Genomic DNA, 24,656 nt, shown 5'->3' on the forward strand with positions numbered 1-24,656 from the left:
TTTGCCTCAGTCGTCTCTGTCCTGCTGAATAAAGTCGAGATGCTGCTTGTGCGCTTCGACCTCATTGGCACTCAGGAACAGATACTTCCGTATGCCGAAGAGCATTGCGAGCGCAATCACGCCGAGCAGCATATTGACACTGCTCTCGTGCGAGACCAGCAAGTTCTTGGTCACCGCAAAAATCATGACCTCTATAATGGAGTCCATGTCGTGGCGGCAGAGCATCGTGATGAGCTCAAGACACATCAGGATGTCCAGCACAATCTGAATGAATTCCACAAACTGACTGTGCGCATCCTTCGGCAGATGGATCCGCAAATTCACCACCTGAAAAATCACCGCCGCAAAAATAAAGGCGGCAATCACAATCTCCGCCCACATCGCGGCCTGGAAAAAACGCCCCTGCACGCGGTGCAGCAGATGGTTCACTTTCGAATGTCTCTGATACATACAACCTCTGATTTCTCAATTCCGACTGTCGGCATCCGCCTCGCTGCCGTAGACCGCAACCTGCGCGCGCAAGTCGTCCAGTCCGTAGGCAATCTGGAGCAGATCCTCCTCGGCAAAGTCCTCGCCGAGCGTAAACAGGGTCCGGTAAAATGTCTCGTTGACTGGCGCATCCGTGACTTCTTTTTCGAGCGCGCGGTGCACTGCGCCGGAAAGTTCCTGGAGCGTCGAGAGTATCATGTACTTTAATGCGCGCACTTCCCGCTCGTCCCCCGCCCAGCTCTCCATGTGAAAGTCACCGGTCAGATCCGGCGCGCCCTCACAGTCGTTGCACTTCGGCGCCTGCAGGCGCCTCCGCATTTCTCTGACCTTTTCGGCTTCCGCCTCGAGTTCCTCCACCGTCGCGACCGGCGAAGCACTCAGCATAAGGCCCGCAAAGAAAATACGGTCCTTGTCGCTGATCATATTAAAACTCCCGGTTCCGCCGGTCCGTATCATCCCGACCAGCGCCTCGATAAGAGCCTGTCTCGCGCCACCAAGCGTCTGTTCCGCCTTTGCCCAGGCTGCCTGCGCGGCGCGCTGATCCTTTCTCGCAAATTCCATCTTGTTATCCTCTTTTCTCAGCTGCGGCGCTGCCGCAGCACTTCATAGGCAAGCACACCGGCCGCGACACTCGCATTCAGCGAGTCAATCTGTCCGAGCATCGGAATCCGCGCCGTAAAATCACACTTCTTCCGAACAAGCTCCGAGACACCCTTACCCTCGTTGCCGATGACCAAACCCAGCGGCCCCTTCAGATTCAGACTATACATCTCTTCGCCGTCCATATCGGCCGCGACAAACCAGAACCCTTCCTTTTTCAGCTCCTCGATGGTGCGTGCCATATTCGTGACCTTCGCGACCGGCGTGTAATTCAGCGCCCCCGCGGAGGTTCTCGCAACACTCGCGGTCAGCCCGACCGCGCGGTTCTTGTTGATGATTACGCCGTGTGCTCCCACCTGGTTTGCGGTCCGGATAATCGCGCCGAGATTATAAGGATCCTCGATGCCGTCGAGCAGAATCAAAAACGGATCTTCGCCCTTCTCCCGCGCGCTTGCGAGAATATCGCCGAGTTCCGCATAGCTGTAGCTTGCGACCATTGCGATCACACCTTGGTGCTTGCCGTCCTCGCTCATGCGGTTCAGGCTCTCCTTATCCGAATAGAGGATGTGACTCCCCTGCTTTTTTGCCTCCCGCACGATGCTCAGAATCGGACCGTCTTTTAAGCCCTCCTGCACATAGAGCTTATCGACCGTCTTGCCCGCGCGGAATGCCTCCAGAACGGCATTTCGCCCTTCAATTGCGTTTTCGTTCATGCGCCTGTCTCTCCTCCTGCTCCAGCGCTTCGAGCCCGGCTCCCACCAGGTCCCGGAAGCGCTCTTCCTTTCCGCTGAGCCGCCAGTAGCCGACCAGCGCCTCAAACGCAGTCGCAAAGCGGTAGTCAATCATGCTTGCATTTTTTGCCATGGTATTCGCATGCGCATTCCGTCCCCGGCGAAAGACACTGCTCTCTTCCCCGGTGAGCCCGGGCTCCAGATAGCGCGCGAGCTTTGCCTGGGTCTCTGCCTTCACATAGTGCACGGTCTGCCCGTGCATGCGGTTCACCGGCTGATTCCCCCGGTCCAGAATGCGCTCCCGGATATAGAGCTCGTAGACCGCGTCGCCGAGATAGGCGAGCACCAGCGGCGAATACTGGGCCGCCTGCTTTACGCTCTCTTCCACTTGACGCCCTCTTTGGTGTCCTCGAGGAGGATGCCCATCTCTGTGAGCTCGTTTCGAATTTCATCGGCGCGCGCAAAGTTCTTCTCCTTCCGCGCCGTCTGCCGCTCCGCAATCAGAGCCTCCACACGGGCATCCAGATTCTCTTCCTTCCGCTCGGACAAAAGACCCAGCACGTCGAGCAGCTTATCGAGAAGCTCTTTCACGCGGGTGATGTAGGCCTTTGAGCTCTCTTCCGTGACCGTGATATTGGCGCGCTTCACCATCTCGAAAATCACACTGATTGCATCCGCGGTGTTGAAGTCATCGTCCATCGCGGCCTCGAATTTTTCACGGAGCGCGTCAAAGGCCGCGAGCTCCTCTTCCTCCGCGCCCGTGAGTGCCTCGGCCTTCGCTGCCGCAAGGCAGTCTCTGAGATGCTCCATCGCGGTCAGAATGCGGTCCAGACTCGCCTTCGCGCCGTCCATCATCTCCCGCGAGAAGTTCAGCGGACTTCTGTAGTGCGCCGAGAGCATGAAGAAACGGAGTACCTGGAGATCGTACTCCTCGCTGATCTGCCGCACGGTCTTGAAGTTGCCGAGCGACTTCGACATCTTGACGTTGTCGATGTTCAGAAAAGCATTGTGCATCCAGTAGCGCACAAACTTCTTGCCGCTCACGGCCTCGGACTGCGCAATCTCGTTCTCGTGGTGCGGGAACACCAGATCCTCGCCGCCGCCGTGAATGTCGATGGTCTCGCCGAGGTACTTTTTACTCATGACCGAGCACTCGATGTGCCAGCCCGGGCGGCCCTCACACCAGGGCGACTCCCAGTAGGGCTCGCCTTCCTTCTTCGGCTTCCAGAGCACAAAGTCGTTCGGATCCTCCTTGGCCTCCTCGCCGCGCACCTTGAGGGTGCGGAGTCCCGCCTGGTTCTCCTCGACATTCTTGTGGGAGAGCTTGCCGTAGTCCGGGAAACTCTCGACCCGGTAGTAGACCGTGCCATCCGCCGCGACATACGCGTGACCGCCGTCAATCAATTTCTGAATCATCTCAATCATGCCCGGAATCTCTTCGGTCGCACGCGGGTTATAGCTCGCCGGGCGCACATTCATGCCCGCCATGTCCTTCTTGCACTCGACAATGTAGCGCTCGGAAATCACGGAGGCGTCCACGCCCTCCTCATTGGCCGCCTTGATAATCTTGTCGTCCACATCGGTGAAGTTCGAGACAAAATTCACCTCATAGCCCTTGTACTCAAGATAGCGCCGCACCGTGTCAAAAAAGATCATCGGGCGCGCGTTGCCGATGTGAATCAGGTTGTAGACCGTCGGGCCGCAGACATACATTCTGACCTTGCCCGGCTCAATGGTCCGAAACTCCTCTTTGTAACGCGTCATCGTATCGTAAATTTTCATTTTGTTCTCTCCGTCAGCAGGCACACGGCGTGCGCCGCAATGCCTTCTCCTCTGCCTGTGAATCCCATGTGCTCCTCGCTGCTCGCCTTGACGCTCACAGCCCCCATCGGGAGCGCAAGCACCTCCGCAATCCGCGCGCGCATCGCGCCGATATGCGGCGCGAGCTTCGGCGCCTGGCAGACCACCGTGCTGTCAATGTTTCCGATTTCATAGCCCGCCGCGCGAATCAAGTTCCCGACCGCGCGAAGAAGTTCCGCACTGTCCGCGCCGCTGTACGCCGGATCGCTGTCCGGAAAATGCGCGCCGATATCGCCGAGCGCCGCCGCGCCGAGCAGCGCATCCGAAATCGCATGTAAGAGCACGTCGGCGTCGCTGTGCCCGAGCAAGCCCTTTTCGTACGGAATGTCGACGCCGCCCAGCATGAGCTTTCGCCCTTCCACCAGGCGATGCACGTCATAGCCCTGTCCGATTCTCATCTTCCTCTCCTCCCGCTCTCAACAGAGAAAGCGTATCTGCCGGTGCACACAGCGCACCGTGAACTCCTGTCTGCTCCCGCGCCCCTCGCCGTCCGTGTGAAACGACAGCGCTTCGTCGAGACAGAGATGAAACTCCCGGCAGCGGTACACCCGGACGCCCGCATAGGCCTCCGGCTGCAGACGCCGCGGCAGGAGCAGGAGTCTTGCCTGCTGCAGGCGGCTCTGCGTATTCAGCACCGAGACGGTCAGCTGACCGTCCGAGAGCGGCACCTGATTCGCGAGGCGTATGCCGCCGGCCTCTGTCGGCTGCAACTGCGCGCTCAACAAAAAAAGATGCCCGAACTCGACCCGCTGTCCGCTGTCCGTCTCAAAATAGCCCCGGGTACAGCGCGCGCGAAGCAGTGCGCGAAGGCCCTCTCTGCGCCGCGTGCCGAGCCAGAGCAGCCGCGAATGCCGCCCGCGACGCTGTTCGAACGCATAGAGCCCGGACAGCCACTCCGCGTCGAAGCCGACGCCGCAACTCACGAGAAAGCGGTGATGCAGGGGCTCGTTTCCGCCGAACTCCACCACGCCGTAGTCAAGCGACCGCTCCTCGCGCGGCGCAAGAATGCGCTTTAAACAGCCGAGCGGCGTCACCGGGAGTTTTAGCCCGCGCGCAAAGTCGGAGTCCCGCCCCACCGGAATAAAGCCGAAGCGAAGCCGCTCCGAGAGCCGCGCGCCGTCCAGCACCTCGTTCAACATGCCGTCGCCTCCCACGGCGACCAGGGTGAGTTCCTTGTTGTCCGGCACTTCCGTGAGTTTTGCCGCAAGCTGCCTTGCCTCGCCGATGCCGCCGGTCACATAAACCTGATATTCTGTTTTGGTGCGGAGCAGCCTCCGCTCGAGTTTCTTAAAGACGCGGTACCCGCGCTCGCCGCCCGCATTCGGATTTACCAAAAAAACCAGCATCGAAACGTCCTCGCTCTCCGCCGTGTCCGGCCTTCGCAATAAGATACCTCATTCCCGGTTCCTTGCGCTTTGAGTATAACACAGAAAGTAGGGTGCTGGAAAATATATAAATTCCTATTGACACCCGTGCATTCTTCCCGTATACTAACAAAGTCGCAAAGACATGTGGCGGAATAGCTCAGTTGGCTAGAGCACACGGTTCATACCCGTGGTGTCGAGAGTTCGAATCTCCCTTCCGCTACGACAGAGCCGCCTTTTGAGGCGGCTTTTTTGTTTTTCTATCGCTGTGATACTTTCTCTCTTCTCTTTTGTGCGCCGCATGTTACAATAGAGGGTATCGCAACCGACATCTTTCTTGCATACAGGAGACCGATTTGAATCAGAACAAAGCGAATTATTCTCCCGCCCATATGCTCGCGCGAGACCATCTTCTCTCTGTCATTTTTCTCTATACCGTCTTCTATATCCTCTGGTTCCATTATCTGGAGACGACAGTTACCGGTAACTATCTGGTCATGCACACCCGCCTGGATGAGCTGATTCCCTTTCTGCCGGTCTTCATTGTTCCCTATCTGCTCTGGTTCATCTACATCTTTGCCGCGCTGCTCTACTTCAGCCGGACGGATAAGGACGAGGCCGCAGACCTCTGCCTCTTTTTGTCGCTCGGTATGACTGTCGCGCTCTTCATCTGCACCGTCTTCCCGAACGGCACGGATCTCCGCGTCCCGGCGGATCCCGCAAACGGTTTCTTTGCGTCTCTGGTCCGGATGATTCAGTCCACCGATACGCCGACCAATGTGTTCCCGAGCATCCATGTCTTTAACGCGCTCGCGGTCCATGTCGCGGTCACGCGGAGCCGCTCGCTTGCGCACCGCCCGCTTGTGCGGCGCGCCTCTCTGATTCTGATGCTTCTGATTTGTCTCTCGACCGTCTTCTTAAAGCAGCACTCGGTCCTCGATGTGTTCGGCGCCCTGCTGCTCGGTTACTTTGTGAATGCGGTCGTCTACGGCAGCTATGAAGTCCCCGCCCTGATTCCGGCCGGTGCCGATGCCCTGTTCCGGCGCAAAAAAAATCCGGCCAAGGCCTACCGGCAGCTTCGAAAGAAATAAAAAGAGACAAACAGCCCGGAAGCGCTCCAAGCGCTTCCGGGCCTTTTTGTCTCAATTAAAACCGTAGAACTTCTGTGCGATTTTATAGCCCGCAATGCTGATTTTTCTGCCGCCCTTGCCCGGCAGATTCATGCTCTGTCCGAGGAAGCCGAAGCGAATGCGGAAGTAGAGCCGCGGATTCTGCTGCTTTAAGTAGCGCCAGATTTCCTTCTTCTTCTCGAGGTTCTCGGGGAGCTCTGACTTGATTGCGAGAATCGAGCATATCGTCATCATGATCTCCAGATAGAGTATCATATAGCGTCTCAGCTTCTTTTGCGGAATCTTGTAGGGATCGTAGCTCTCGACCATGAGTCTCGTCACGCGGAGCTGCTGGTCGATGCGCCCTATCATGACCTGCTCGTTGACCGACTGATCCTCTCTGCCGATATAATAGCGGTAAAAGTTCACATCGAGATAGTAGAGCGTCTTCACATGGGGCAACGGCTGATAGACAAAGATATTGTCCACATAGAAGGTGTGCGCCGGGAGCTCCAGGCCGCAACTCTTTAAGAGCGCCGTGCGGTAGATGACCGAATGCATCAGGATATACTGTCCCGGCAGGAAGTGTCCGATTTCATCCCAGCCGATCAGCCTCTCTGTCGGCAATACCTTCCGGTAGTTCATGACGCGCTTATGCGCGGCGCCCTCTTTCTCGTAGACAAAGTTGCTGATCAGGAGATCCAGCTGCGTGTTCTTTGCCGTGAAGTCCCGGAGCGTGTCGAGTATCTTATCATAGCTCTCGGGGTCGACCCAGTCATCCGAATCCACGACCTTAAAAAAGACACCGCTCGCGTTTTTAAGACCGGTCATGACCGCAGCGCCGTGGCCGCCGTTCACCTGGTGAATTGCCCGGCAGATGGTAGGATACTCCCGCTCGTAGCGGTCCGCAATCTCGCCGGTATTATCCTTTTGCGAGCCGTCGTCGACAATTAAAATTTCGACCTCTTCGCCGCCGTGCAACAGCGCGCGGATACAGCGGTCCATATATGCGGCGCTGTTGTAACAGGGAACCGCAATACTCAATAGCTTCATGCTTTCCTCCTTTGATTTGGATTGCAACGAACGCATTGTTTCATTTTACCCGCTTTCCACCTATTTTACCAGCCTAGAGACGCAGCGCGAGGAGGTTAATCGAGAGGTGCGCTGCGACGGAGGCACGGAGTCCGCCGCGCGCTTTCAGCCGCGAAAAGGCAAGCCCCAGCGGAAAGGCAAGCAGCCCCTGGGTCAAGTTCCCGTGGTAAAGCGCGAAGAGAAACGCACTGCCGCAGGCAAGCTGCCAAGGCCGCCCAAAAAAGGCGGCAAGTCCCCGCTCCGAAATGCCGCGAAACAAAAGTTCTTCGGCGACCGCCCCGCAGAGCGCATAGACAACTAGCGTAGCCCGCGCCGCTTGCCCGCCGAGGTTTCGAAGCGCGCCTGCGCTACTCCGGTACAGCCGGTCTGACATCGCAAAGCTGCTTCTGTCGAGCAGCAGCATGAGAAGCAGATAGAGGCAGAGTGTTCCCGCAAAATCGCGCCACGGAAAAGATCGCTCTTCCCGCACGCCGCTTTTACCGCCCTGCCGGTACCAAGCGAATGCCGCGAGGAACAGGCAGCCCTGGTAAGCCGCATTGAAGCGGAGCGCTGTCTCGCCGAGCGGGAGCAGCTTTAGGAGAAGCGAGGCTGCAAGATTCGCGACAAGCGGCAGGAAAAAGACCGCGAGGAGATCCGCAATACAGCGCCGCTTACTTTCCCAAAAACTTGTGCTCATTCCGCAGCTCCTCTCGCATCCCGGGCGGCGAGATCCTCCAGAATGCGCCTTGTCACCTCCCGGTTTCCGCCGCTCGCCTGCATTTTGCGCTTCATTGCAAGCCGCGCCTTCCGGGCTTCCGGATCTCGTAGCAGCTCCTTTGCCGTTCGCCAGAGCCGCGCGGAGGTAAGTTCCTGCGGCGCTATTAACCGCCCGAGCTTATGTTGCGCAAGCTCCTGCCCGACAAGCGGCTGATCCAGACCGAAGGGTAGCACAATCATAGGAACGCCGTAGTAAAGCGCCTCATTTACGCTGTTCATCCCCCCGTGCGTCACGAAAAGGGCGGCGCGGCAGAGCAGTGTGAGCTGTGGCACTTTTGAGAACACCCGCACATTGGGCGGCAAGTCCCCGAGAGAACGCGCAAGCTTTTCGCTGCCGACCGAGCAGATCACTTCGACTCGCTTGTTCGCGAAAGCCCCGATTAGCTTCTTCCAGAAGCGCTTATCCGCATGCATCAGCGTTCCGAAGGAAATGTATACGATCGGATTACCGCTCTCTCCGAAGGAAAAGGCCTCTTCCGCCCTGTCTTCGACCGTGAGCCCCACAAAATGATAGTGCGCCGCCGGAAAACTCGCCTCCTCCGGCTGAAAGTCCCGCAGCGTGTAAATAAAATTGTGCGGCGGCGCTTCTCGCACCAAGGCTTCTGCGAGGTTTTTCTCCCGCAGCGAAAACTTCGGGAGAAAGAGGCGGCTCACCAGCGCACAGAGCCAGTCCGAACGAAACAGCGCCGTCAAATAAGGTCCGCCGGTTTTTCCGAACACACGGAGTAAATGCCGGTTCAGCGCAAAGGTGGAAATCAGACGATAACAGGGAATGCCGAGTTCTGCAGCGAGCGCCTTCCCCGGGAAAAAGAGAAGTTCATAGATCAGGCAGTCGTAGTTCGCGCCGATGCGCCGCACCGTGCGATAGGCCGCCCCCCAGTTTTGGATTTCATTCAGCGCCGGAACAAAGCTGTGCGGCGGCTTGTCGTAGGGCACAAAGCGCGCGCCGCTCGCCTCCACCCGCTCCCGAAACGCTTCCGCCTGGATATAGTCCACCTCGTGTCCCGCCGCGACGAGGCAGCGCACCAGGCCGAGCGAGGGGTTCGTGTGTCCCGCATACGGCAAATTTACCATCAGAATGTGTCTCTTCTTCCCTTCCATACGCTCACGCCCTCCCCCGCGGTTGCTTTTTTGTTCCTCTGAATTTATAATTTTATCATGATTTTTCACGCATATCAGCTGAATTAGGAGGTCTCTCATGTCCAAAAAGCGTCTGGTTCTCTCTCTCGGCCACAAGGATCTCGGCACCAACCTGCCGGAGCAAAAAGCGGCCGTCGCCAAGACCGCGCCGATTATCGCAGATTTTGTCGAGGAGGGCTGGCAGGTCGCCGTGACCCACTCCAACGCGCCCCAGGTCGGCATGATTCACGGCGCACTCTCCGAGTTTGCGGCGCACCACGAGGGCTATACGCCTTCGCCGCTCTCGGTCTGCTCGGCCATGAGCCAGGGCTACATCGGCTACGACCTGCAGAACGGACTCCGCTCGGAACTTCTGTCCCGCGGCATTTATAAGTGCGTCTCGACCATCATGACCGAGGTCACGGTGGATCCCTATGACGAGGCCTTCTATCAGCCCCTGAAGACCATAGGCCGCTTCATGACGAAAGAAGAGGCCGAAGCCGAGGACGCAAAGGGCAACCATACGGTTGAAATCCCGGGCAAGGGCTACCAGCGTATAGTCCCCGCGCCGAATCCGGTCGCCATTGTTGAGATCGATGCGATCAAGGCGCTCCTCGACGCCGATCAGGTGGTCATCTGCTGCGGCGGCGGCGGTGTGCCGGTGCTCGAGCAGGGCACGACGCTCCGCGGCGCGAGTGCCGTCATCGAAAAGGATCTGACTTCCGGACTCCTCGCGCGGGAGGTGGATGCGGATGTGCTCCTCATCCTGACCGCGGTTGACAATGTGACCCTGAACTTCGGCACCCCGGCCGAGGAAGCCATCTCCGAGATGAGCATTGACGACGCCAAGGCCTATATGGAGGCCGGACAGTTTGAGTTTAAGAGCATGCTCCCGAAGGTCAAAGCCGCGGTCGACTTTGTGAGCGCGGGCAAGAACCGCGCTGCGATTATCACGAGCCTCGCAAAGGCCGGGCAGGCGCTCCGCGGTAAGGCGGGCACGCGCATCTCCTGAGTTCCGCCTGTTCTTCGAATCACTTCGGCAACGCAAAGAGCCGCAGAGAAACCCTTCTCTGCGGCTCTTTTTTCGTTTCGTAGGCTACGCGCATAAAAAATTTATGCACCATTTACCTTGTTCAAAGACGATAAGACCCCGCAGCACCTGTCTGTCGCGCTGCGGGGTCTTCTGTAAACTTTTTTTTGACCTGTAACTCTATTCCTCTCGATTACCACTGGAACGGGAACAGACTGCCGTCCTCATTGCTGTTATCGCCGCTGTTACTGTCGCTGCGGTTTCCGCTGTCTCCGCGGCTGTTCCGGCGCTCGCTGCCGCTGTCCCGACTGTCCTGTCCGTCTTTGCTCTCGCTCTCTGCGGTCGCATTCTTCATGCTGTCCTGTCCCTTGAGGGTGAGCTGAATTTCCTTCTCCTCATAGCCCTTGTTCGACGGACGCTTGACTGTCAAAGTCACGGTCTCGCCTTTTTTGTAGCGCGTGAGCTTCTCTTTCAAATCCTCAATCGAAGAGACACTCTGTCCCTCGAACTTCGTGATGATATCGTTCTCCTGCAACTCGGACTCCGCCGCCGCGCCGCCGTCGATAATCTTGTAGACAAAGATACCGACCGGCATGTTGAACTTCTGTGCCGCCTCGTTGTCCACATTCTGCCCGCGGAAGCCGATGTAGCCGCGGTCTGCCTCGGCGACCGTGCCTCTCGTCTTCTGCGAGGAGAGCTGGTTGATGAGCTCCGTCACGCTCGAAATCGGAATCGCATAGCCCATGCCCTCGACCTTCGTGTCGACACTCTTCGACTCGTTGATGCCGATGACCTGTCCCTGCATATTGAGGAGCGCGCCGCCCGAGTTACCGGGGTTAATCGCCGCGTCGGTCTGCAGAAGGTTTTCGACCTTGGTCTCCTGTCCGGTCGAGCCGTCCTGTGCCGTAATTGTGCGGTCCTTTGCGCTCAGGTAGCCGACGGTCACGGACTGTCCGTAGCCGAGCGCATTGCCGATTGCAATCACGCCCTGACCGACCTTTAATTCATTCGAATCGCCAATTTCCGCAATCGCAATCTTCGACTTGGTCTCATCGGCGACATCCGACTTTTTGACCGCAATCACCGCGACATCGGCGCCGGAATCGGTGCCCTTAAGCTCGGCGTCAACGCTCTTGCCGTCGATAAACTGCACCTTCATGCTGGTCGTATTCTCAATGACATGGTTATTGGTGACAATCAGATACTCCTCTTCGTTCTCGCCGATGATAATGCCGGAACCGGCGCCCGAAGTCTCATAGGAAGCGGTGCGGCCAAAGAAGTCGCTGACCTGCTGCTCGCCCTTCACATCGATGGCGACGACCGAGGGCATGGCCTTTTCAACGATAGCCGATACATCGAGCGTAGCGCCCTCGCTGCTGCCGGCCGTGCTGCCCGCCGCTGCCTCCTTGGTCGCCGTCTTTGTCAGGTTCGGCATGACCTCTGCCGCTGCGCTGCTCTCTGCGGATGCGACGCTGCTCTTCGGTGCGACCGCGCGGCTCACCATGCCCATTGTGACGCCCGCCACGGCGCCGAAGACCAGCGCACAGGCCGCTGCGGTGCCGAGCTTCTTTGCGAAACCGCTGCCCTTCTTCGGCTCTTCGGGCGCACCCGCTACATTTCCGGCGTTCCGATCCGAGACTGTGTTGTAGGGATCCTCTGCCTTCCGCGCGCTGCTGTCATAGGGGAAGTTATTGAAATTGCTGTATTGATTGTCCGAGTCGTACATGCTGCATACCTCTCTTTCGATCGCTTTCTCTCGTGTTTCTATGTTGCCCAGTATAAAAAGAAGCTGTGAACGAAATGTGTTGAGAGACAGAGCAAAGTGTGAACAATTCGCCTGTCAGGTTCTACGCGCCGACAAAAAAGAACTGCCCTGCCGGTCTTACACTGCGCTGGAAGGACAGTTCTTCTCTTTGCTTTCTCGTATTACTCTTCATTCGCCGCGGGACCGTTGGTCTCCGACGGCGCCGCTGCCGTGGTCACCTCGCGCGTTGTGACCTGCGCGCTGGTCTCGGCCGCCGTGGTCTCGCGCGCCGCGGAACTCTCTCCGGCCGCACGGCTGCTCTCTCTGACCGTACCGTTCTCCGCTGTCGAGCTGCTTTCGCGCGCAGCGCTGCTGCTCTTCGCACCGGGTCCCGTGATCACATTGCCGCGGGAATCCGTCGCCTCCGCGCTCGTCTCACGCGCACTGCCGGACTCGCTCTCCTCCCGCGTGCTCTTCGAAGAAGCGCTGCTGCCGCTCTCCGTTTCACTGCGGCTCCTTCTGGTCTCCTCCTCGGTACTGCTGTTTCGCTTTCTCGCTGCGGTCGTCTCCTCGCCCTCGTTGTACTCGCGCATCTTCGCCTTGTACTTTCGCTCCTCCGAGCGGCCGCGGTAGCGCGCAATGTCGGAGGCAATGTGGTTGTCGATCTCCTGCACCTGGTTGGAAACCGTGTACTCTTCACCGCCGAACAGGAAGGTGTGCAGATCCTTGACATTCTTCTCGAGCGTGTTCGGAATGACGCAGGCGCCCTTGAAGCCCATGTTAATCTCGCGGCGATCCATCGGGAAGCCTATGGTCTCCACAATGCTGTACTTCTTGACATTGGTCGCGAGGCTCATGCCGTCGTCCCAGGTGAGACTCGTCGCAACCATCGAGAGCAGGTTGCCCGCGAGGTTCGAGAGTGTCGCCGGATCCGCCTGCTTTGCCTTCTGCACGCAGAGCTCCAGGACGCGGCGCTGCCGCTCAGTTCTCGTGTAGTCGTTGTCCATGTAGCGGAGGCGCGCATAGGCGACTGCCTGAATGCCGTCCAAATGGTTCATGCCCGCGTGCGTCAGCTGCACCGAGCCGATCTTGGTGCCCTTGACTGTCTCCGTGATATAGGAGTTGATGTACTTGAACTCCGGCTGGGTCAGGTCGATATCCACGCCGCCGAGGATGTTGATGCCGGTCGCAACCGCCTTCCAGTTGAAGGTCACATAGTCGGTGATGTTGAGGTCGAGGTTCTGGTTCAGCGCCTTGACCGCAAGCTCCGGGCCGCCGACCGCATAGGCCTGGTTAATCTTATTGTAATTGCCGTTTGCGAGACTCAGATAGGAGTCGCGGAACACGCTCGCAATGCGGATTTCGCCGTTCTCGCGGTTGATGCTCACAATCATAATGACGTCCGCATTGTTGCCGCGTCCCACCGAGGAGTCGCGCGAGTCGACGCCGAAGGCCGCGATGTTCCAGTATCCCTTCATCTTCGCAATGTCGTCGGTCGTGAGCTCCGTATTCTCGACATTCTTCACCTCAAAGACCGGGCGCTGTATCTTGGAATACTGCTTCAGAAGATAGGCATAGGCGAAAATGGCGAGCAGAACGAAGACCTCGAGAACTGCCATAATGATAAATCTGCGCCGCTTGATTGCCTTCGCGCTCTTCGGTGTTTTCTCTGCAACTGCCGCTTCCGCTTTCTTCCGGCTTCTGCCTCTCTGCGGCTCCTGCAACTCATTTTCCATACAATCTCCTGTTTTCCTCAATAAGCGTTTTTGTTGATAAATCCGCGGACAAAGGTGAGCAGTATGATTTTAAAATCAAAGCCCAATGTCCAGTTCTCGATATAGTAGAGGTCGTATTCGATTCTCTTCTGTATCGAGGTGTCCCCGCGGAGGCCGTTGATCTGCGCCCAGCCGGTGAGACCGGGTCTCACCTGGTGCTTGATCATATAGTGCGGAATTTCTTCCTTGAACTTCTCGACAAAGTAGGGGCGCTCCGGTCTCGGCCCGACCAGACTCATATCGCCGCGCACAATGTTGAAGAACTGCGGCGTCTCATCGAGACTGGTCTTCCTAAGGATGCGACCGATCCAGGTGACCCGCGGGTCTTTTTTGACGGTCCAGCCCTTTTTCTCCTCCGAATCGACCTGCTGTCGCATCGAGCGGAACTTGTACATCCAAAATTTCTTCTGGTGTAAGCCCACCCGCTCCTGTTTGAAGATAATCGGGCCGGGACTCGAAATCTTCACCAAAATTGCCGCAAGCAACATAATCGGCGAGAAAACAACCAGCCCGACAATGCCGCCGATAATATCCACGAGGCGCTTCGCCGCCGCATTGTAAAACTCGGTCAGCGGCACATGGCGAATGTTGATGACCGGCATACCGGCCACATCTTCCATATAGGGAATGGTCGGAATGACACCGTAGTAATCCGGGATAAACTTCGTGTGCACGCCGGATTTCTCGCAGATGGACACGATATTCTTTAATTTTTCATACTGTGAAAGCGGCAGGGTAATCGCAATCTCATCCAGCGCGTTTCTCTCAAGCAAAGGTTGCAGCTCGTTGACGGCGCCGATAATCCGTATGCCGTGATAGCTGAACCCGGGCTCATGGGTGTCGTCGAGAATGCCGTTGATCTGATAGCCCCACTCGGCATTGGTCAGAATGCGGTCAATGTAACCCTTCGCCGCTTCGCCGTAGCCGACCAGGAGTATATTCTTCTGGTTAAAGCCGAGCCGCCGCATGCGCCGCAAAAAGCTGCGTATCACATTCCGCTCAATCGTCATCCAGACCACACAGGTCAGATAGAAGACCAGCACCAGTCGGCGCGAAAAGTGATACAGAATCGCATTCTTGGATCCCAGATACAACACCAGCGTAAAGAGCAGCACGCCGATTGTATTGACTTTCAGGATGCCCGCAAACTCCGCGCGCCGCCCCTTGGTGCGCTTCGGCGCATAGAGCCCGAAGAGCGCATTCAGCAGGAGGTACAGCGGCACAATGAAAAACAGCGCCTGCATGTAAATCGCAAAGCTGAGGCGCCCGACTTTCTCGTGGTAGAGACCGAACAGAATGTACCAGGCGAGAAAATAAGAGCCGCTGATCACCGCTGCATCAATTAAAATATGCAGTCGATTGAACTGCTTTTGGAAGTCTTTTACCATACGAAAATTATACTGGATTGGAGGCCGATTTTCCAGCTTCCTTTTTCGCGCCCCGCGAGACATAGTGTCTCACATAGGCGGCGGTGCCGAGAACCAGTTCCCACTCGATTGCGAGCATGCGGGAAGTCGGAATCTTCGAGAAATCCGTTTTCTCCCGCGCGGGGAGCGCCGTGAGCCCCTCCGTGAGACCGCGCAGATAGTCGGAAAGCAGGCCCTTCTTCGCGAAGAAAGCTGCCTTTACGGCAATGCCGCCGAGAAGGAAGGGCAGATTCCAGATGAGCTGCCAGAGCGGCTGGTTTTTCGCCATCGTGAAAATATGGTTTCTCGCGGAGAGCCGCACCTTAAACGCATTGTATTTCGAGCCGCTGGTCGCGGAACCGAAGTGATACACCTTGGCCGCCGGGCAGTATAGATTCCGGTAGCCCGCAAGTTTCGCGCGCCAGCCGAGGTCTATATCCTCCAGATAGGCAAAGTAGCTCTCGTCGAGCCCGCCGAGTGCCCGGTACAAGTCTGTCCGGTAGATCGCCGCGCCGCCGCAGGCGGAGAAGACCTCCGCCTCTTTTTCATAGGCCGCGCAGGGCTCCATGGTGCCGCGCTGAAACGCCCAGCCGGGCAGAGAGACCAAATCTCCGGCGTCATCGATTTCATCATGGTTCTGCGTGCGTATCATCATCGCGCTGACCGAAAAGATGCGCTCGTTCCGCGAAATACTCGCTTCGAGGGCGCGCACAAAGTCCGGAAATACCTCGGTGTCGTTGTTTAAGAGCAGTACATAGGGCGTTCTGACCTCCCGGACCGCGCGGTTTACGCCGCCCGCAAAGCCCAGATTTTTCTCGCTGAAGATAGTCGGAATCCCTTCCTCTCGGAGCCATTCCGCGCTCCCGTCCGTCGAACCGTTTTCCATGACGAGGAGCGAAAAATCCCGCTCTGTCTGACGCCGAAGCGCCGCAATGCACTGCGGCAGATACTTCATGCCGTTATAGTTCGGGATAACCACCGTGACGCGCGCATCCTCGCGCTCCCATTGTTCCGCTCTCACGCCTCTTCCTCCAGTTCGCGCAAATATTTTTCGATGCCCGGCATGTGATAGGGCTCGCCGATTTTCTCCTTGTCGAGATCCCGGAGCGCAAAATTCGACTTCCGGAGTGTCAGATTGGGGTTGTAGTAAGGGTCTCCTTTTTCGAGGATTTCCGGCCAGCGCTTCATGAAGCGCGCCACCTCGCGGTTAAAGCGCTCCACTTTTTCCGGCGTGTCCTCGAGACCGCGCGACTTCGACTCGTAGTGATGTAACAGCGCATAGGGGTTATAGACCACCAGTTTTCCGGCCGCTCTCACCTTGAGGCAGTAGTCAATGTCGTTGAACGCGACCGCAAGTTCCTCCGTGAAACCGCCGACCGAGAGGAAGAGTTCCTTTTTTGTCAGCAGGCAGGCCGCTGTCACCGCCGAGTAGTCCTGCGCGGTCAGCGCGCGGTGGAAGTAACTGTTCTGCACTTCGTGGAGGCCGATAAAGGTGTGCCCCGCAATGCCGCCGAAGCCGATCACCACGCCCGCGTGCTGTATCGTATCGTCCTCGTAGAGGAGGCGGCAGCCGACCGCGCCGACATCTTCCCGCTGTCCGTAGCCGATCAGCTCCCGCACCGTGTCGGGATTCATAAGCTCCACATCGTTGTTCATAAAGAGCAGATACTCGCCCTTGGCATAGCGAACGCCGAAATTATTAATCTTCGAGAAATTAAAGCCGCCCTCGTAGTAAACAACCTTGACCTGCGGCAACTCCTTCTGAATCGCCCCATAATAGGCAAAGGTCTCGGGATCGGTCGAATTGTTCTCGACGACAATGAACTCCAGATTCTTGTAAGTTCCCTTCTCGAGAAGCGAACGCACGGCCTTGTCGAGATCCTCGCGATGATCCTTGTTCGGGATAATCACCGAGACCAGGGGCTCTCCCGTGAGCTCGAAAATCGTGTGGTAAATGCCGTAGTCCACACCCTTTTTGACTTCTTTGATCTTGAGTTCCGGATAGACGCGCTCGTAGTGCGCACGGATGGCCCTTGCCCCCGCCTCGAAGGCATAGAGCTTGCTCTCCGGGTTCGAGGCCGTCGAGTTCATGTGGCAGCGCCAGTGGTAGAGCACCTTCGGGACATGGACTATGTGCCGCGCTTTCTCGGTCACGCGAAAGATAAAGTCATAGTCCTGGGCGCCGTCATAGGCCGCGTCAAACTGCCCGACCGTGTCGAGAAGGCTCTTCCGCACCGCAAAGAGGTGGCAGATATAGTTGACCGAGCCGAGCAGATCCGGGTTAAAGTCCGGCTTAAAATGCGGGTCAAAGAGAGAGCCGCCGTCCATGTCGAGCTTGTCCTCGTCGGAATAAAGGCAGTCGGTCTCCGGCTCCTTCACAATGGCCTCTGCAAAAGAGAAGAGCGCCTCGGGCAGCAGAATGTCGTCGTGGTCACAGAGCACCGCAAAATCGCCTGTCGCGAGGGCAAGCGCCGCATTCGTATTGCCCGCGATGCCGCGGTTCTCGCCGAGTACCGTATAGCGGATTCTCGAATCGCGCGCCGCATAGTCCCTGAGGACAGCCTCCGTGTCCTTTCCGGGGCGGCTGCCGTCCGCGAGACAGACCTCAAACTTCGCATAGGTCTGCGCGAGCAGGGAGTCGAGGAGCGCCTTCAGATACACCGTCGGCGTCTCAAAGAGCGGAATTACAATCGAAAAGAGGGGCGCCGTACCGTCAAAGACCGTTTCCCGCTGGCGCTGTAACTCCGCCTCCGTGGGTCTGGTCTTTTCGTACCACTCGGCGTACTCGTAATCCGAGTCTATGCCCTGCAATTTGTTCTTGGACTTCAAAAAGAGCTTTTTCAAGCCGTGCTTCCTAAAATAGTCAAAGGCCACGCGCACGGTCTCCATATTGCAGAGATCCTTGATTTTCTCCATGCGCTTATGCGCTACCGAAGAACGCTTCGCAATCAGCTCTTCGTTGTATTTGATGCGCGCCTTATGCCCCTCGACAGAAATGACCAGATAGTAAATCTTGCCCCTCTCGTAGGGAAAGCGGATGTCAAAGCCGTATTCTTTTTCCGAGGCTTGGTGATAGTAGATCTGGCTCACATCGTCCCGCCGCGTTCTGACGAGCTTGAAGGGAAGGGCGCGGTGTGCCTCATCCTCGACCGAAAATGTCGCCTCGCTCCCCGGGTTCCGCCCGATGGCCCAGCCGTTTAGGGTGATGTAGTTTTCCCGAATGCGCACCACATCGACTCTGTACTTCATCGCGTCTCCTCCGCGTCTTCGCTTTCAAAATTAAGTCGCTCCGCCTCGACCACCAGCGGGCGCTTCATGACGCGCTGGTTAATCGTCAGCACATACTCACCGACCATGCCGATGAAGAAAATCTGCACCGCGCCGAGAAAGAGCATGCCGATTAAAAGCGGCGCAAGTCCCGCCTGGAAGCGATCCCAGTAGAGGAGCTTCATCACAAGGTAGATGAGCGCGATTACAACGCTCACCACCAGGGTGATACCGCCGAGAAAGGTCGCAAGGCGCAGGCCGAACTTCGTATAGGAGGTCACCGAGAGCATGGCTGCGTCGTAGAGCTTATAGAGATTGTTGCTCGTCTTGCCCGCGCGGCGCTTCGGCTGGTCGTAGGGGATTTCCTTCCGGCGGTAGCCGAGTTCCGCGACAATGCCGCGGAGGAAGGGCGTCGGGTCATCGAGATCCCGGAGCACCTGAATAAAGCTCTTGTCGTAGAGTCCGAAGCCCGTGAAGTGCTCAATCTGATCCACCTCGGAGAGCTTCCGGATCCACTTGTAGTAGAGCGAGCGGAGGTGGTACATGAGCGGATTCTCCGCGCTGTGGGTCTTGATGCCGATTGCGATTTTGTAGCCCTCTTCCCAGGCCGCGACATATTTCACAATCATCTCGGGCGGGTCCTGGAAATCCGCTGCCATCAGCACCGTCGCATCGCCGGTCGACTGGAGCATCCCGTAGTAGGGCGAGTTGAACTGCCCGAAGTTTTTGGCGTTAAAAATCGCCTTGATTTTATGATTCTCCGCACAGAGCGCGCGGAGATATTCTCTGGTTCTGTCCTGCGAATCGTTGTCAATGAAGATGAGCTCGTAGTCATAGGCTGCGAGCTCATGCCGAAAGAGGCCCACGAGCGTTTCCGCCATCGGCCCGACATTTTCCTCTTCGTTATAGCAGGGAATCACAACGCTGATTTTTTTCATGCCTGCTGTTCCTCTCCTCCCGGCGAAAGGCGCACCATCACCTTGATTAAATCCTGCGGTTTTCGCCGCATGAGTTCGAGCCCTTCCGCAAGTGCCGGAAAGCCCTCGAGCTTATGCGTGACCATGCGCCCGGGCTCTATTCTTCCGGCCTTCACAAGGCGCAGAAGCCGCTCCATCCGCGCTCTTCCGCCCCTGCAGAGCTCCAGATGGACGGTCTTTCCCGCCATCCCTCTGCCGCCGGAAAACTTCGGAATCCCGATATCGCCGTCTCCGGGATAATGCTTTAAGTTCACGACGCGGCCGATGCCGTAGCGCACCATGTCGACAGCCTCCCGAAAGGTATCGTCGTTGCCGCCGCAGACAAAGACCGCATCCGCGCCCCGTCCGCCGGTTCTCGCCATAATCTGCTCCCGGATATCGCCGTCCTTATAACTCAGCACCTCTGTCGCGCCGAATTCGAGGGCGCGCCGCACGCTGATTTCCCGCGTGCCGACCGCATAAATCTCCGCAGCCCCCTGCAGTGCGGCGCCCTGCACGGCCATAAGTCCCACCGCGCCGATGCCGAGCACCACGACCGTGTCGCCGAATTTGAGTTCCGCTGCCTCAACGCCGGTAAAGCCTGTCGTCACCATGTCGACGCACATCAGCGCGTCCTCGAGGCGCACGCCCTCCGGCAGTTTTGCGAGCGTCGTGTCGGCATCCGCAATGCCGAATGCCTCGGCAAAGACGCCCGGAATGCTCCGCCCGAGCGCATTGCCCGAGAAGGGTCGCCCCGCATGGCGGTCATTTCCCTCCTGAATTTCGACATTCCGCCAGTCCGGCGTGATGGCCGGCACCGCGACCAAATCGCCGACCTGAAAGTCCCGCACGCGGCTTGCAACCGCCTTGACCCGCGCAATGCACTCATGCCCGAGAATCAGGTTGTCCGGCTTTTTGGAACCGCTTCCGTAGACCGTGTTGACATCCGAGCTGCAGGGCGCCACAACCACCGGCTCCAGAACGGCGCCGTACGGCTCCTCGAGCAATGGATACGGCGCGCTGTCAATGAGCGTCGCCTGCCCGGGTCTCTCCAGTACAAATGCTCTCATGCCTCTCTCCTGTCTGTGAGTCGCTCGGGTACATCGCTCCGGAGCGTCCAAATCTCGGTGCCTGCCGGAAACTTCTCGCAGATGCGCGCCGCAATCTCCTCGGTGTAGCCCGGCGCGACAATCAAAATACAAGTCGCCGGGTCCGCCGCTGCTGCGTCCGGCGAGACAATCGGGATGTGCGAAGAGGGGGCAATGTGTCCCTGCTTAAAGGGCGCGGAGTCGATGATGTAGCAGATTTTATCGCCGAGTCCGAGGGAGGCCGCAATCGAAAAGCCCTGGTGCGAAGCGCCCCAGATTGCGACCTTGCCGCGCGCCGCCGCCTCATTCACAAGCCCGGTGATGTCCCGCGCAATGCTCTTTTGCTTCTCAATGAGCCCCGAAACATCCGGTCTCGCCTTCTTTTTGATCCAGACCGAAATCGTATCGCGGTTCACGCGTTCTTTTTTTAGGACGTCAAAGCCGCAGCGGTTCAAGAGAGAACTTAAGCTGTCCTCGGTGAAATAGGAGAGATGGTCCGGAATGAACTCGTAGAAGCTGTTCTCTTCGAGAATGTACTCAAAGCTCGGCACCGTCACAAGACCTGCGCCGCCCGCCGTCAGATTGTTTGCAATCGCGCGGAGATAGGCCGCCGGGTCCGGCTGGTGCTCAAGAAAATTAAACGAAGTGAAGGCGTCAAAGGGTCCGTTCTCAAAAACCTGATCCTCCCGCTCCGGATACTCCTCCGCGACCGTGAGGCCCTTTTCGCGCGCCTTTACCACAAGCTCGTGAAAGTGCTCCATCCCGTAGGCTTTGACCGGATACGCCGCGAGGATGGAAAGAAACTCGCCCTGCCCGCAGCCGGCCTCCAGTATCTTCTTGCCCTCTAAGTGAAAGGCCGGAATCCAGGCGTCGTACTGCGCGCGGCGAAGCTTGTCCATGGTCTCGGAATAGCCGCCGGAGCGTATCACATCGCGGTAGTAGGAAACCGGCTCGGTGTCGAGCTGCGTGAGCCCGCAGCCCGTGCAGGCGCAGAGCCTGAGTGTGACGCCGCGCTCGGTCGCCGCATCTTCCGGACGCGGCAGATGCTGCGCCGCGGCGGGCATGTTCTCAATGGTAAGCAGCGGCTCCGCGGAAAGCGGCGCACCGCAGGCAATACATCTCTTCACGTCTGTTTCCTCCCTCAGTTCTCTCCGTTGACGGTATCCGAGAGCAACTCCCGCACGCCCGCGCGAAAGCTGATTTCGGGCGTCCAGTCAATGTTCCGCAATAATTTCGCGATATCCGGCGCGAGATAAGGCGTTCCCTCCGGCCCTGTCTCCCGCGGCGCAAAGTGCGCAAGCGAAGCGGGTTTGCCCGCTGTCTCAAAAATTTCCTCCACAAAGCGCCGAAGTTCTCTGGTATCGAGACTGCCGACATTGAAGACCGGGTTGCCGTCAGTCCGGAGCACTTCTGCCTCGCCGAGCAGGCGAAGGGCCCGCACGGCGTCGGCAAGCGCCAGAAAGTTCCACTGCTGCGCGCAGAGGCTGAATGTCGCTGTCTCTCCTGTCCGTGCTGCGCGGACAGCCGACGCGACCAGCGAAGTCTCATGGTCTCCCGGCCCGTAGACCGAGAAAATGCGAAGGTGACGGTAGTCCGCGCCGAGTCGCGCCGCCATCTCCCCCCCGCGCGCCGAAAAGGCGAGCTTGGCGCGCCCGTACTCCGAAATCGGACAGCAGGGCGTCCGCTCGTCAATCGCCGTGCCCGGCATCTCCCCGCGCTGCACGCGCTCCAAGGTGACGCCGTACTCGGCCTGCGAGCCCGCAAACAGAAAGCGCTTCGCGCCGAATTCCGCCGCGAGCGCTACCATGTCCTCCGAGGCCGCGAGATTTCTGTCCTGGATCTCCCGGTCCATGCGTCCGCGCTGTCCCACGCCACCCCAGGCGAGATGGAAACAGACATCTAACGGCAGCGCCCCCGCTGCCGTCAGTTCCCGCTCCAGATTTTGCCGCAGCGCTGCCCTATCCTCCATGTCGCCGGAAAACAGGTGAAAGCCGGCTCCCGTGAGCGGCAGGCCCGCTCGCCCCGGCTTATCCCGGAGCGGCGCGAACACTTCATGTCCCGCGTCGAGCAGCTCTTTTGCGAGTGCAAGCCCCAAGAAGCTGCTTGCACCGCTTAAGAGCACTCTCACGGCCGATACCTCGGCACAATCATATTCTCATCAAGCTCTTCCTCGCTGAGGAACGGCGTCAGCTCCTCGAGCGGCGGGCTCACCATCGTTCCGTCCGGCAGACGCTTGCCGCCGGACTTCGGCTCAAAGTTCTGGTCCGTGTCCACGAAGACCTCGCAGAGAATCGGTCCCTCTGCCGCGAGGGTCTTTTGTAACGCCGCATCAATCTCATCGTTATTCCGCGCCGCGACATAGGGCAGCTCGAACGCCGCCGCAATCTTTTCGAAAGACGGGAAGCTGAGATCCCCGCTGTCGCTGCCGATGCCGACCAGTTTCTGGTCGCCGAAGAAGTTCCGCTCGGTCTGTCGAATCGAGTGATAACCGTCGTTGTTAATCAGGAAAATTTTAATCGGCATCTTTGCGCCGGAGATGGTCTGCAGTTCCTGCAGGTTCATCATAATGCTGCCGTCGCCGGTCAGGAGGACGATGTCGCGCTCATAGCACTCGCGATCCTCGTTTGCCTTCGCCGCACCGATGGCCGCCGGAAGATCGTAGCCCATCGAAGCGATTGCGGAATTCGAGATGAAGCGCTGCCCCTTCTTAATCCGGTAGGCATGACCGCCGACCACGCAGGCGGAGCCGTTTCCGACCACGGTGATCGTGTTCTCCTTCACCGCATCGCCGAGCTTCCGAATCAGCGCATAGACATTTGCCGGGCGCGAAGCAGGAACCGCTAAGTGCTTCTCCTGCACGACCGGATAGCGCTTCACCCAGTACTTGCAGGTCTCGCTCCAGCTCATGCCGCGGAGCCCCTCGCCGCCGCCGAAAATTGGTGTCTGTCTTTCATCCAACAACTCGTTCATGACTGTCAAGAGATCCTTTGCATCCGCATGAACCGGAAGCGAGACGTGGATGGTGGGCTTCTTCAGCTCCTCTGCGTCGATGTCGTTCACAATCGTGAAGGCCTCGCGCGCCCACGCCTTCGACTGGAAACCGACCTGGCGCACGCTGAGGCGAGAGCCCACCGAGAAGACCAGGTCCGCGTTCTGAACCGCAAAGTTACCCGGTCTATCGCCGAAGTTGCCCGGGCGTCCCGCGTAGAGCGGGTCGTCGCTCGGGAGGCAGTCCTCGGAATCCCAGCCGACCACGACCGGAATGCCGAGTTTCCGCGCGACCGCAAGGAATTCCGCGTGCGCATTCGCAATCCGGATACCGTTGCCCGCGTTAAAGACCGGGCGCTTGGACGCGGCAATGCGGTCAATGATTTCCTCCGCAAGTTCCCGTGTCACCTTTTTCGGCAGCGCAGCACGGTACTCGCCCTTCCCCGCCTCGTCCTCGGGAATTTTATGCGTCGAGGGTGCCGCAAAGCCGTCGCCGCCCGCCTCGTAGTTCCCGGGGTCAAAGCCCGGGAGCTCGTCTGTCTCCACAAAGGCGCCCTGCACATCGAGCGGAATGTCAAGCCAGGTCGGACCCGGTCTGCCGCTCTCCGCGAGGTACAGCGCTTTCTCGAGGCAGTAGCGGATGCGCAGCGGATCCGTTACCATCTCACAGTACTTGGTCATCGCCGCGACCGACTTGCAGATATCAAACTCCTGGTCGCCGAGCGCGCGGATATGCACACCCGACATGCGCGCCGTCCAGTCCGTCCGGATCTGCCCCGAGAGCACAAGCATCGGAATCGAGTCCAGCCACGCGCCGACCACACCGGTCAACGCATTCGTGCCGCCGGGTCCCGTGGTCACGCAGACCACGGCGGGCTTGTTGTTGATGCGCGCGTAGCACTCCGCTGCAATCGCACAGGCCTGCTCGTGGTGGTTATAAGTGATTGTGAGGCCGTCTTCATGGCCGAGGGCATTGTTTAAGTGCATCGCACCGCCGCCCACGACACTGAACCCGCGCACAATGCCGCTCTCTACCAGTTTTCTCGCAATGTAGTTGCTGACTTTAATCCGCATTTTCTCCTCCGGCTTGCAACTTTTTCTTGCCACCCGTCTGATGGCATACCCTTGAAAGTATACCACAAAGCACATATGCTGCATAGAATACGCCTGCCGCCGTAAACACGGAAGAATTCCTTACAATATGTTTACAGCTCTCCTAAGTCGCTTTTCACACCGCAAAAATCTGGTATAATTATTCTGACGAAAGGGGAAAGGAGGATTA

22 protein-coding genes and 1 tRNA gene are annotated in these 24,656 nt (G+C 58.2%); 3 read left to right on the forward strand and 20 right to left on the reverse strand.

Annotation, left to right across the window (positions count from 1 at the left end; translation table 11 throughout):
* Window positions 1-6 precede the first annotated feature (6 nt).
* From HMPREF9623_RS03890 to HMPREF9623_RS03920, 7 genes are read right to left on the reverse strand one after another with little or no spacing between them, the layout of a single operon-like run.
* On the reverse strand, window positions 7-450 hold the full coding sequence (locus HMPREF9623_RS03890) for a hypothetical protein (RefSeq protein WP_009532592.1): 444 nt from the start codon (window positions 448-450) through the stop codon (window positions 7-9).
* Between the two features lie 15 nt (window positions 451-465).
* Window positions 466-1,050 carry a hypothetical protein gene (locus HMPREF9623_RS03895; RefSeq protein WP_009532593.1) on the reverse strand — a complete coding sequence of 195 codons (585 nt, stop codon included), beginning with the start codon at window positions 1,048-1,050 and terminating at the stop codon, window positions 466-468.
* Between the two features lie 17 nt (window positions 1,051-1,067).
* Window positions 1,068-1,802 (reverse strand): 23S rRNA (guanosine(2251)-2'-O)-methyltransferase RlmB, encoded by a 735-nt coding sequence (gene rlmB, locus HMPREF9623_RS03900; RefSeq protein ID WP_009532594.1) that lies wholly within the window; start codon window positions 1,800-1,802, stop codon window positions 1,068-1,070.
* Window positions 1,783-2,208 carry a Mini-ribonuclease 3 gene (locus HMPREF9623_RS03905; RefSeq protein ID WP_009532595.1) on the reverse strand — a complete coding sequence of 142 codons (426 nt, stop codon included), beginning with the start codon at window positions 2,206-2,208 and terminating at the stop codon, window positions 1,783-1,785. Before HMPREF9623_RS03905 ends, rlmB begins: the two co-directional genes overlap by 20 nt.
* A complete protein-coding gene (cysS, locus tag HMPREF9623_RS03910; RefSeq protein WP_009532596.1) occupies window positions 2,193-3,602 on the reverse strand; it encodes a cysteine--tRNA ligase in 1,410 nt (469 codons plus the stop codon). Before cysS ends, HMPREF9623_RS03905 begins: the two co-directional genes overlap by 16 nt.
* The gene (gene ispF / locus HMPREF9623_RS03915) at window positions 3,599-4,078 is read right to left on the reverse strand and encodes a 2-C-methyl-D-erythritol 2,4-cyclodiphosphate synthase (RefSeq protein ID WP_009532597.1); all 480 of its coding nucleotides are present in this window, start codon (window positions 4,076-4,078) and stop codon (window positions 3,599-3,601) included. Before ispF ends, cysS begins: the two co-directional genes overlap by 4 nt.
* Before the next feature lie 18 nt (window positions 4,079-4,096).
* Complete coding sequence (locus tag HMPREF9623_RS03920; protein WP_009532598.1) at window positions 4,097-5,026, reverse strand: diacylglycerol/lipid kinase family protein; 930 nt, start codon at window positions 5,024-5,026, stop codon at window positions 4,097-4,099.
* 167 nt (window positions 5,027-5,193) lie between these two features.
* Between HMPREF9623_RS03920 and HMPREF9623_RS03925 the strand changes: the two genes are divergently transcribed.
* Together HMPREF9623_RS03925 and HMPREF9623_RS03930 are read left to right on the forward strand one after the other, a co-directional pair.
* Window positions 5,194-5,267: transfer RNA gene (locus tag HMPREF9623_RS03925), tRNA-Met, on the forward strand.
* Window positions 5,268-5,400: 133 nt separating this feature from the next.
* Window positions 5,401-6,135, forward strand: coding sequence for a phosphatase PAP2 family protein (locus HMPREF9623_RS03930; protein ID WP_009532599.1), 735 nt, complete (start codon window positions 5,401-5,403; stop codon window positions 6,133-6,135).
* A 51-nt stretch (window positions 6,136-6,186) separates the two neighbouring features.
* Here the strand turns inward: HMPREF9623_RS03930 and HMPREF9623_RS03935 are convergent, their stop codons facing one another.
* The 3 genes from HMPREF9623_RS03935 to HMPREF9623_RS03945 form a co-directional block, all read right to left on the reverse strand.
* Window positions 6,187-7,206 carry a glycosyltransferase family 2 protein gene (locus HMPREF9623_RS03935; protein WP_009532600.1) on the reverse strand — a complete coding sequence of 340 codons (1,020 nt, stop codon included), beginning with the start codon at window positions 7,204-7,206 and terminating at the stop codon, window positions 6,187-6,189.
* Between the two features lie 73 nt (window positions 7,207-7,279).
* Window positions 7,280-7,921, reverse strand: coding sequence for a CPBP family intramembrane glutamic endopeptidase (locus HMPREF9623_RS03940; protein WP_009532601.1), 642 nt, complete (start codon window positions 7,919-7,921; stop codon window positions 7,280-7,282).
* Window positions 7,918-9,102 (reverse strand): nucleotide disphospho-sugar-binding domain-containing protein, encoded by a 1,185-nt coding sequence (locus HMPREF9623_RS03945; protein ID WP_009532602.1) that lies wholly within the window; start codon window positions 9,100-9,102, stop codon window positions 7,918-7,920. Before HMPREF9623_RS03945 ends, HMPREF9623_RS03940 begins: the two co-directional genes overlap by 4 nt.
* Before the next feature lie 97 nt (window positions 9,103-9,199).
* Between HMPREF9623_RS03945 and arcC the strand changes: the two genes are divergently transcribed.
* The gene (arcC, locus tag HMPREF9623_RS03950; protein WP_009532603.1) at window positions 9,200-10,132 is read left to right on the forward strand and encodes a carbamate kinase; all 933 of its coding nucleotides are present in this window, start codon (window positions 9,200-9,202) and stop codon (window positions 10,130-10,132) included.
* 211 nt (window positions 10,133-10,343) lie between these two features.
* Here arcC and HMPREF9623_RS03955 read toward each other — a convergent pair whose 3' ends face one another.
* From HMPREF9623_RS03955 to HMPREF9623_RS04000, 10 genes are all read right to left on the reverse strand, one after another.
* The gene (locus tag HMPREF9623_RS03955; RefSeq protein ID WP_009532604.1) at window positions 10,344-11,876 is read right to left on the reverse strand and encodes a S1C family serine protease; all 1,533 of its coding nucleotides are present in this window, start codon (window positions 11,874-11,876) and stop codon (window positions 10,344-10,346) included.
* Between the two features lie 200 nt (window positions 11,877-12,076).
* The gene (locus HMPREF9623_RS03960; RefSeq protein WP_009532605.1) at window positions 12,077-13,630 is read right to left on the reverse strand and encodes an LCP family protein; all 1,554 of its coding nucleotides are present in this window, start codon (window positions 13,628-13,630) and stop codon (window positions 12,077-12,079) included.
* 17 nt (window positions 13,631-13,647) lie between these two features.
* On the reverse strand, window positions 13,648-15,057 hold the full coding sequence (locus HMPREF9623_RS03965) for an undecaprenyl-phosphate glucose phosphotransferase (RefSeq protein ID WP_009532606.1): 1,410 nt from the start codon (window positions 15,055-15,057) through the stop codon (window positions 13,648-13,650).
* 7 nt (window positions 15,058-15,064) lie between these two features.
* Entirely contained in the window at window positions 15,065-16,096 is a 1,032-nt protein-coding gene (locus tag HMPREF9623_RS03970; RefSeq protein ID WP_009532607.1) for a glycosyltransferase family 2 protein, read from the reverse strand.
* Window positions 16,093-18,324: a glycosyltransferase family 2 protein gene (locus HMPREF9623_RS03975; protein WP_009532608.1), complete on the reverse strand. Its 2,232-nt coding sequence runs from the start codon at window positions 18,322-18,324 to the stop codon at window positions 16,093-16,095. The genes HMPREF9623_RS03970 and HMPREF9623_RS03975 overlap by 4 nt, the downstream gene beginning before the upstream one ends.
* Window positions 18,321-19,280 (reverse strand): glycosyltransferase family 2 protein, encoded by a 960-nt coding sequence (locus tag HMPREF9623_RS03980; RefSeq protein WP_009532609.1) that lies wholly within the window; start codon window positions 19,278-19,280, stop codon window positions 18,321-18,323. Before HMPREF9623_RS03980 ends, HMPREF9623_RS03975 begins: the two co-directional genes overlap by 4 nt.
* Window positions 19,277-20,368, reverse strand: a complete 1,092-nt coding sequence (locus tag HMPREF9623_RS03985) for a zinc-binding dehydrogenase (RefSeq protein WP_009532610.1) — start codon at window positions 20,366-20,368, stop codon at window positions 19,277-19,279. Before HMPREF9623_RS03985 ends, HMPREF9623_RS03980 begins: the two co-directional genes overlap by 4 nt.
* A complete protein-coding gene (locus tag HMPREF9623_RS03990; protein WP_009532611.1) occupies window positions 20,365-21,513 on the reverse strand; it encodes a class I SAM-dependent methyltransferase in 1,149 nt (382 codons plus the stop codon). The genes HMPREF9623_RS03985 and HMPREF9623_RS03990 overlap by 4 nt, the downstream gene beginning before the upstream one ends.
* A 14-nt stretch (window positions 21,514-21,527) precedes the next feature.
* Entirely contained in the window at window positions 21,528-22,514 is a 987-nt protein-coding gene (locus HMPREF9623_RS03995) for an NAD-dependent epimerase/dehydratase family protein (protein WP_009532612.1), read from the reverse strand.
* Entirely contained in the window at window positions 22,511-24,448 is a 1,938-nt protein-coding gene (locus HMPREF9623_RS04000) for a thiamine pyrophosphate-binding protein (RefSeq protein WP_009532613.1), read from the reverse strand. Before HMPREF9623_RS04000 ends, HMPREF9623_RS03995 begins: the two co-directional genes overlap by 4 nt.
* Between the last annotated feature and the right edge of the window lie 208 nt (window positions 24,449-24,656).

This window comes from Stomatobaculum longum (genome assembly GCA_000242235.1).
Taxonomy (GTDB): domain Bacteria; phylum Bacillota; class Clostridia; order Lachnospirales; family Lachnospiraceae; genus Moryella; species Moryella longum.

Bases quoted from the DNA above. Each gene is read 5' to 3' on its own strand.
- HMPREF9623_RS03940 (WP_009532601.1), bottom strand. From the start codon at position 7,921: ATGAGCACAAGTTTTTGGGAAAGTAAGCGGCGCTGTATTGCGGATCTC.
- HMPREF9623_RS03955 (WP_009532604.1), bottom strand. From the start codon at position 11,876: ATGTACGACTCGGACAATCAATACAGCAATTTCAATAACTTCCCCTAT.
- HMPREF9623_RS03945 (WP_009532602.1), bottom strand. From the start codon at position 9,102: ATGGAAGGGAAGAAGAGACACATTCTGATGGTAAATTTGCCGTATGCG.
- rlmB (WP_009532594.1), bottom strand. From the start codon at position 1,802: ATGAACGAAAACGCAATTGAAGGGCGAAATGCCGTTCTGGAGGCATTC.
- HMPREF9623_RS03890 (WP_009532592.1), bottom strand. From the start codon at position 450: ATGTATCAGAGACATTCGAAAGTGAACCATCTGCTGCACCGCGTGCAG.
- HMPREF9623_RS03975 (WP_009532608.1), bottom strand. From the start codon at position 18,324: ATGAAGTACAGAGTCGATGTGGTGCGCATTCGGGAAAACTACATCACC.
- HMPREF9623_RS03960 (WP_009532605.1), bottom strand. From the start codon at position 13,630: ATGGAAAATGAGTTGCAGGAGCCGCAGAGAGGCAGAAGCCGGAAGAAA.
- HMPREF9623_RS03920 (WP_009532598.1), bottom strand. From the start codon at position 5,026: ATGCTGGTTTTTTTGGTAAATCCGAATGCGGGCGGCGAGCGCGGGTAC.
- ispF (WP_009532597.1), bottom strand. From the start codon at position 4,078: ATGAGAATCGGACAGGGCTATGACGTGCATCGCCTGGTGGAAGGGCGA.
- HMPREF9623_RS04000 (WP_009532613.1), bottom strand. From the start codon at position 24,448: ATGCGGATTAAAGTCAGCAACTACATTGCGAGAAAACTGGTAGAGAGC.
- arcC (WP_009532603.1), top strand. From the start codon at position 9,200: ATGTCCAAAAAGCGTCTGGTTCTCTCTCTCGGCCACAAGGATCTCGGC.
- HMPREF9623_RS03935 (WP_009532600.1), bottom strand. From the start codon at position 7,206: ATGAAGCTATTGAGTATTGCGGTTCCCTGTTACAACAGCGCCGCATAT.
- HMPREF9623_RS03985 (WP_009532610.1), bottom strand. From the start codon at position 20,368: ATGAGAGCATTTGTACTGGAGAGACCCGGGCAGGCGACGCTCATTGAC.
- HMPREF9623_RS03895 (WP_009532593.1), bottom strand. From the start codon at position 1,050: ATGGAATTTGCGAGAAAGGATCAGCGCGCCGCGCAGGCAGCCTGGGCA.
- HMPREF9623_RS03965 (WP_009532606.1), bottom strand. From the start codon at position 15,057: ATGGTAAAAGACTTCCAAAAGCAGTTCAATCGACTGCATATTTTAATT.
- cysS (WP_009532596.1), bottom strand. From the start codon at position 3,602: ATGAAAATTTACGATACGATGACGCGTTACAAAGAGGAGTTTCGGACC.
- HMPREF9623_RS03980 (WP_009532609.1), bottom strand. From the start codon at position 19,280: ATGAAAAAAATCAGCGTTGTGATTCCCTGCTATAACGAAGAGGAAAAT.